This window comes from Avibacterium endocarditidis (assembly GCF_002921145.1).
Lineage (GTDB): Bacteria > Pseudomonadota > Gammaproteobacteria > Enterobacterales > Pasteurellaceae > Avibacterium > Avibacterium endocarditidis.
This window is the reverse complement of sequence record NZ_PQVI01000057.1, coordinates 1-6,478: the sequence shown is the minus strand read 5'-3', so window position 1 is coordinate 6,478 and position 6,478 is coordinate 1. Positions and strand designations below refer to the sequence as shown.

Genomic DNA, 6,478 nt, shown 5'->3' with positions numbered 1-6,478 from the left:
CACTTTTCCCAAGCGTAAAAATTATTTTTGGTACAGCTACGCCAAAAATCTCACAAAAAACGACCGCACTTTTGTAAAAACAATCACCGCCTATCACCTCAATTTCTGATATGATAGACAAACCTTAATTAACAGTAAGAAAAAATGCGAGTACCAAGAATTTATCACCCCGTTTCTTTGTTGGGGCAAACTCAGTGTGAATTAACGGAAGAAGCGGCGAATCACGTTGGGCGGGTGTTGCGAATGAAGGTGGGAGAGCACCTTGAATTATTTGATGGTAGCAACCATATTTACCCCTCGGTGATTACGCAAGTGAGCAAAAAAGCGGTGGGTGTGGAGATTTTAGATCGTCAGTTTGATGATCGGGAAAGTCCGCTGCACATTCATCTTGGGCAGGTGATGTCCCGTGGTGAGAAAATGGAATTTACTATTCAAAAATCCGTTGAGCTTGGGGTGAAGGTGATCACGCCGTTGTGGTCGGAACGCTGTGGGGTAAAGCTCGATGCGGAACGTATGGCGAAAAAAATTCAGCAATGGCAGAAAATTGCGATTTCCGCTTGTGAGCAGTGCGGGCGAAATGTGATCCCAGAAATCCGTCCAATGATGAAATTAGAAGAATGGTGTGCGGAGCAAGACGGTATGTTAAAGCTGAATTTGCACCCACGCGCGAAATATTCCATTCGCACCTTGCCCACAATGCCGCCTGAAGGGGTGCGCTTGCTCATTGGTTCAGAAGGAGGCTTGTCGCCGCAAGAAATTGCGCAAACGGAGCAACAAGGCTTCACCGAAGTTTTACTTGGCAAGCGTGTGTTACGCACAGAAACCGCGGCATTAAGCGCAATCACCGCGTTACAGGTTTGTTTTGGGGATTTAGCCTAACCCCTTGAATTTAGGAAAGAAAATATGCAATTACAAAACCATTTTTTAATCGCAATGCCCCATTTGGAAGACGATCATTTTTATCGTTCCGTGGTGTATATTTGCGAGCATAATGAGCAAGGTGCAATGGGATTGGTGCTAACTCAGCCCACCGATCTGAGTATTGCAGAATTATGTATTAAGATGAATTTTATGATGGCCGATGACCGCAAATACCCTGACGATCTCGTCCTTGCAGGTGGGCCAACCAACCTTGAACGAGGCTTTATTTTACACACAGAAACAGCAAAACCCTTTATGAATAGCCATAAAGTTGCCGATAATTTATGGCTCACCACCTCTGCTGATGTGATTGATACGCTTGGTACACCGCAAGCCCCTGAAAAATGTTTAGTGGCATTAGGTTGCGCCAGTTGGTCGCCTGAGCAATTAGAAAGAGAGATTGCGAATAACGATTGGCTTGTTGTGCCAGCCAATGAACATATTTTATTTGATGTGCCTTATTTAGAGCGCTGGTTAGCAGCAAATCAACTATTAGGTATTCAGCAACATAATTTTGCTTATCAAGCGGGGCATTGCTAATGGGGATTACCGCCATAGCTTTCGATTTTGGTACGAAAAGTATCGGCTGCGCTGTGGGGCAAAGTATCACCGGCTCTGCCCAGCCGTTACCTGCGTTTAAAGCACAAGATGGCATTCCCAATTGGGCAGCTATCGAAAAATGTCTAAACGAATGGAAGCCTAACATTGTTGTAGTCGGTTTACCCTTAAATATGGACGGTACAGAACAGCCCCTAACCCAACGTGCCAAAAAATTCGCCAATCGCTTACACGGACGATTTGGCGTAACCGTTACCTTACAAGATGAACGCCTAACCACCACCGAAGCGCGCGCCGAGATTTTCCAACGTGGTGGCTTTAAAGCGCTTGAAAAAGGCAAGGTGGACAGCATTTCTGCCTGCATTATTTTAGAAAGTTGGTTTGAAAGCCGTGAAGAATAATACTTTTGAAAACAATATATTACGCAGAATTTTCAAGAGAATTGTCAATTCTGCGTTTTCTTTTTAATTCTCTTTGCGCTCAATTTTTACTCGCCCAACCCTACTTCTTTTGAATTATCTCTTTATAGGTAGAAAATTCCTTGACTAATTCCCAATTAGGCATAGAATTGCCAACGATTTTATTTATTTAATAAAATTTAATAAATCAACAACCATTATTTTATTTGGAGCATTATATGTCAGGTATTTTCACTCAAACCGATCCTGCACGTCGCCGTTATGGGATTGCAGCTTTTGTCGGTATTATTGCGGGTTTACTTTCTGCTTTCGTAAAATGGGGAGCAGAGCATCCATTCCCACCACGCAGCCCATTTGATTTATTCGTTGCGGCTTGTCAAGATCCATCACAAGCTTTAGAAGTGTGCTCTCGTGCGTTTTTGAACCCACCACACGTTTTCTTGCGTGATTATCTTGGTATTGATCCAACTGAAGCTGTGTTTACTTTCGCTGATCACGGTTTTAACTGGATTGGGGTAACACACATCACCTTCTCAATCGTATTTGCTGTGGGTTACTGTGTGGTTGCAGAGCGTTTCCCTAAAATCAAATTCTGGCAAGGTGTGGGTGCTGGTTTAATTGCTGATGTTTGTGTACACTACATCACATTCCCTGCTTTAGGTTTAACACCACCAGTATTAGACTGGCCATTATACGAACACGTTTCTGAATTAGTGGGCCATGTTTTCTGGTTCTGGACAATTGAGATTGTGCGTCGTGATTTACGTAACCGCATCACGCACCAACCAGACCCTGAAGTTCCATTAGATCAACCTTATCGTTAATCAAGTAAAGCCCGAGCCATTCGGGCTTTATTTTCGCCTAAAACTAAAGTGCGGTGTAAATTTCACCCATTTTTATTCAAACACCTTCAACACATCTAAACTCACCCCTTCACCATTTAAATAATCTTGCAGGGCTTGGCTGACAAGTGGGTTGCGTTCTGCTTGTCCGTCTTGTTGGATATAATGCTGAAATTCTGCGGGAGTGAGCCATAAACCGCCCTCAATATCAAGATCCCTTGGGCGAATGGGCAACTGCTCTGCAAGCTCTACTGCAAACACAAAGCGTAAATAATCTTTTTGGCTACGCGGTGCGTGCCATTGATAGATTTTAATCAGCTTGTTTGGGGTGGCATCAATACCTGTTTCTTCGCGTAATTCGCGTATTGCACCGGCAAGGATCGTTTCGTTTTGCTCTAAATGCCCCGCAGGTTGGTTTAAGGTCATTTTGCCGTATTCAAATTCTTTGACAAATAAAAATTTGCCTTGGCAATGCACTACGCACGCCATTGTTATATAAGGTCTATGCATTGGATTTCCTTAATTTTAACCGTTGATAAAGTGCTTCTAGCTCTTGGGAATTCAATTGATAATACTGCCCTAATGGCAAATTTTCTACATTAAATCCTGCCATTTCGCGGCGAATTAAACGCAAAGTGGGAAATCCGATATGTGCTGTCATTCGGCGCACTTGACGGTTTTTTCCTTCGCAAATTTTAATTTCTAACCAGCTTGTGGGAATGTTTTTTCGCTCACGAATAGGCGGATCCCTTTGCCATAAAAAATTTGGCGCAGAAATCAACCGCACTTTCGCCGGCAAGGTTTTACCATCTTTTAACATTACACCTTGGCGCAGTGGTTCAAGCTCGCTTTCCGTTGGCTCACCTTCCACTTGCACCAGATAAGTTTTCTCTGTTTTATATTTCGGATCAGCTAGTCGATGCTGAATTTCGCCGTTGTTGGTAAGAATTAACAAGCCCTCACTATCGCGATCCAAACGCCCTGCGGGGTAAATCTGCTCAATAGGGATAAAATCTTTCAGCGTTTGCCGCCCATTTTCATCGCTAAATTGGCTTAGCACATCAAAGGGCTTGTTAAACAGCACCACTTTGGTTTGGGCGAAATTCGGTGTGCTTGTTTTTTTACGAGCAAAATGCTGAACCGTTTTTTTGCGTAAATTTTGCCGTTCTTGATGATTACGGCTTGAAAGAAATTTTGCCTTCATATATGTTATGGAAATGTTGATTTGTTACTTAACAAAAGACACATTTTTAACAATCATTAATGCCACTTTTGTTAAACATTCCATTCACTATAACACAACATCAAGCATAAAGGAGAAATCCAATGAGTCAAACCCAATCCGCCGTTGTTATCCCGCAAGGTGAAAAAATTCGTTTAGATGCACAGGGCGCATTAATCGTGCCTGATAATCCAATTATTCCATTTATTGAGGGCGATGGCATTGGCGTCGATGTAACGCCTGCAATGCAACGCGTGATCGATGCCGCCGTGGAACAAGCCTATCAAGGCAAACGCAAAATTTCTTGGTTAGAAATTTATGCTGGCGGTAAAGCCAATGAAGTTTATGGCGAAAACACTTGGCTACCAGCAGAAACCCTTGATTTTATTAAAGAATATCACGTTGCGATCAAAGGCCCGTTGATGACCCCAGTGGGCGGTGGCATTCGCTCGCTCAACGTGGCAATGCGTCAAGGCTTGGATCTTTACAACTGCTTGCGTCCAATTCGCTATTACAGCGGCACGCCAAGCCCAGTGAAGCACCCTGAAAAAGTAAATATGGTGATTTTCCGTGAAAATTCAGAAGACATTTACGCTGGCGTGGAATGGAAAGCAGGCTCACCGGAAGCGGATAGAGTGATCCAATTCTTGCAACAAGAAATGGGTGTGAACAAAATTCGCTTCCCACAAGATTGTGGCATTGGTATCAAACCTGTTTCAAAACAAGGCACACAGGGGTTTAGTGCGCGCAGCTTTGCAATATGTGATTGATAATGATAGAAAATCCCTCACCCTTGTACATAAAGGCAACATTATGAAATTCACCGAGGGTGCGTTCAAAGAATGGGGTTATGATGTTGCCAAAGAGTTTGGCGCAACGCTCATTGATGAAGGCCCATTGATGAAACTGACCAATCCAAAACAGGGCGTGAAATTATCATCAAAGATTCTATTGCCGATGCGTTCTTGCAAGAAGTGTTGCTCCACCCAGCCGATTACGATGTCATCGCCACACTCAACCTAAACGGTGACTACATTTCCGATGCTCTTGCCGCACAAGTGGGCGGAATTGGCATCTCACCAGGGGCAAATATCGGTGCGGAAGCAGCAATTTTTGAAGCCACCCACGGCACAGCACCAAAAATCGCAGGGCAAAACAAAGGCAACCCTGGTTCATTAATCCTAAGCGGTGAAATGATGTTACGCCATTTAGGCTGGACAGAAGCCGCGGATTTAGTGGTAAACGCAGTCGCCAAAGCCATTGAAAACAAAACCGTTACCTTTGATTTTGCTGAAATGTTAGAAGGCGCGAAATTGTGCTCCACTTCGGAATTTGCCGAAGAAATTGTGGCGAATATGTAGCTTTTCTCAGGAGAAAATATGATCAAGGTTCTTGTCTTTTTCTTAGCTTTTTTGACTGGACATCTCCTTTTTGCTGCGCCCGCAGCTTACGATGCTATCGCGAAAATCCGCGGTTGTTCTGCCTCTCTCATTCAATTTTATGGACAAAAAGACAACGACAAAGTATTACTGCTCACTAATGGACATTGTGTCAGTCAACAACTTGCTACAACAGACGCTATCATCAACCGCCCTCATTTTGATATAGCACGCATTTATCGTGGCAATGTGCCTTAATTGTTGTTGGTAGTCTGAACATTGATCATATTGTCTATGCCACGCTAACGGACACAGACGTTGCGATCTTGCGCACTACCTTGACATACGGAGAACTGAAAGAAAAGCTTCGTCTTATGCCACGACGAATTACCAGCACGCTACCTGCAGTAGGCGATCGTGTAACCATAACTAGCGGTAATTTAGAGCAAAGTTACCGCTGCCAAGTTGATGGCACAGTAGAGTTTGTGAAAGAAGACAAATGGCAATGGCATAAGGTTACACGACTTATGCAAACCAATGACTGCGACATTGTCCCCGGTGCAAGCGGTTCACCTGTGCTGAACAGTGCGGGAAATATCGTAGCAATCATTAATACAGGAAATCTAGATGGAAAATCCTGTATTCTAGATAATCCTTGTGAAGTGAATGATAAAGGTCAAAGCACCGTACGAAAAGGCGCAATTTATGCGACTGGAACAGAAATGCTAAACGCTTGCTTTCCAAATGGCGAATTAACATTTACCGATACCTGTGAATTAACAAAACCGCAGATAAAGATCATACACTCCCTGCCACTTGCTCCCAATAATCCGCCACACAAAAGGAAAATAACACTGACCGACATCCCAAATAAGAGAAAGCTAATCAATGGTGCACATAAGGGTAACAAATATTGAGCCTGAATTTAATTGCTCGCTATGAAAATTTATCAGGTCAGCAAAGTTATGCAAGAAAGGGCATTGTCTGAGTGGAAAAACAATGCTGAAACGAATGCATCAGCTGAAAATTCGTTCCTGTGCAAAAACAAAAAACGCATGAAGATGAAAAGAAATTCATAGCAACCAAGGCTATCTTTTAGGTGTCTAGAATTTGGAGTTCATTTTCAAAACTGGAAAC

General features: G+C 43.2%; 8 protein-coding genes and 1 pseudogene. 7 read left to right on the top strand and 2 right to left on the bottom strand.

The features are described from left to right. The first annotated feature begins 144 nt into the window (after positions 1-144). The 4 genes from rsmE to C3Z13_RS04480 all read left to right on the top strand — a co-directional run bounded on the left by rsmE (position 145) and on the right by C3Z13_RS04480 (position 2,722). The gene (rsmE, locus tag C3Z13_RS04495; RefSeq protein ID WP_103855129.1) at positions 145-879 is read left to right on the top strand and encodes a 16S rRNA (uracil(1498)-N(3))-methyltransferase; all 735 of its coding nucleotides are present in this window, start codon (positions 145-147) and stop codon (positions 877-879) included. 24 nt (positions 880-903) lie between these two features. Continuing rightward, positions 904-1,461 (top strand): YqgE/AlgH family protein, encoded by a 558-nt coding sequence (locus C3Z13_RS04490; protein WP_103854503.1) that lies wholly within the window; start codon positions 904-906, stop codon positions 1,459-1,461. Continuing rightward, a complete protein-coding gene (gene ruvX, locus C3Z13_RS04485) occupies positions 1,461-1,880 on the top strand; it encodes a Holliday junction resolvase RuvX (RefSeq protein WP_103855128.1) in 420 nt (139 codons plus the stop codon). The genes C3Z13_RS04490 and ruvX overlap by 1 nt, the downstream gene beginning before the upstream one ends. A 236-nt stretch (positions 1,881-2,116) precedes the next feature. After that, positions 2,117-2,722, top strand: coding sequence for a YagU family protein (locus tag C3Z13_RS04480; RefSeq protein ID WP_103855127.1), 606 nt, complete (start codon positions 2,117-2,119; stop codon positions 2,720-2,722). A gap of 72 nt (positions 2,723-2,794) precedes the next feature. On the opposite strand, the gene C3Z13_RS04475 is transcribed toward C3Z13_RS04480, so the two are convergent. Next, positions 2,795-3,250 (bottom strand): NUDIX domain-containing protein, encoded by a 456-nt coding sequence (locus tag C3Z13_RS04475; protein WP_103855126.1) that lies wholly within the window; start codon positions 3,248-3,250, stop codon positions 2,795-2,797. Next, positions 3,243-3,944 carry an rRNA large subunit pseudouridine synthase E gene (locus tag C3Z13_RS04470; RefSeq protein ID WP_103855125.1) on the bottom strand — a complete coding sequence of 234 codons (702 nt, stop codon included), beginning with the start codon at positions 3,942-3,944 and terminating at the stop codon, positions 3,243-3,245. The genes C3Z13_RS04475 and C3Z13_RS04470 overlap by 8 nt, the downstream gene beginning before the upstream one ends. Positions 3,945-4,066: 122 nt before the next feature. On the opposite strand from C3Z13_RS04470, the pseudogene icd reads away from it, so the two are divergent. From icd to C3Z13_RS04455, 3 genes and pseudogenes are all read left to right on the top strand, one after another. Then, positions 4,067-5,323 (top strand): annotated as a pseudogene (gene icd / locus C3Z13_RS04465) (NADP-dependent isocitrate dehydrogenase). 18 nt (positions 5,324-5,341) lie between these two features. Then, positions 5,342-5,599, top strand: coding sequence for a hypothetical protein (locus C3Z13_RS04460; protein ID WP_103855124.1), 258 nt, complete (start codon positions 5,342-5,344; stop codon positions 5,597-5,599). Beyond that, complete coding sequence (locus C3Z13_RS04455; RefSeq protein WP_103855123.1) at positions 5,599-6,258, top strand: S1 family peptidase; 660 nt, start codon at positions 5,599-5,601, stop codon at positions 6,256-6,258. The genes C3Z13_RS04460 and C3Z13_RS04455 overlap by 1 nt, the downstream gene beginning before the upstream one ends. The last annotated feature ends 220 nt before the right edge of the window (positions 6,259-6,478 follow it).

Excerpts from the sequence above, each read along its gene's own strand:
- rsmE (WP_103855129.1), top strand. The coding sequence starts at position 145 with ATGCGAGTACCAAGAATTTATCACCCCGTTTCTTTGTTGGGGCAAACT.
- C3Z13_RS04490 (WP_103854503.1), top strand. The coding sequence starts at position 904 with ATGCAATTACAAAACCATTTTTTAATCGCAATGCCCCATTTGGAAGAC.
- ruvX (WP_103855128.1), top strand. The coding sequence starts at position 1,461 with ATGGGGATTACCGCCATAGCTTTCGATTTTGGTACGAAAAGTATCGGC.
- C3Z13_RS04480 (WP_103855127.1), top strand. The coding sequence starts at position 2,117 with ATGTCAGGTATTTTCACTCAAACCGATCCTGCACGTCGCCGTTATGGG.
- C3Z13_RS04475 (WP_103855126.1), bottom strand. The coding sequence starts at position 3,250 with ATGCATAGACCTTATATAACAATGGCGTGCGTAGTGCATTGCCAAGGC.
- C3Z13_RS04470 (WP_103855125.1), bottom strand. The coding sequence starts at position 3,944 with ATGAAGGCAAAATTTCTTTCAAGCCGTAATCATCAAGAACGGCAAAAT.
- C3Z13_RS04460 (WP_103855124.1), top strand. The coding sequence starts at position 5,342 with ATGATCAAGGTTCTTGTCTTTTTCTTAGCTTTTTTGACTGGACATCTC.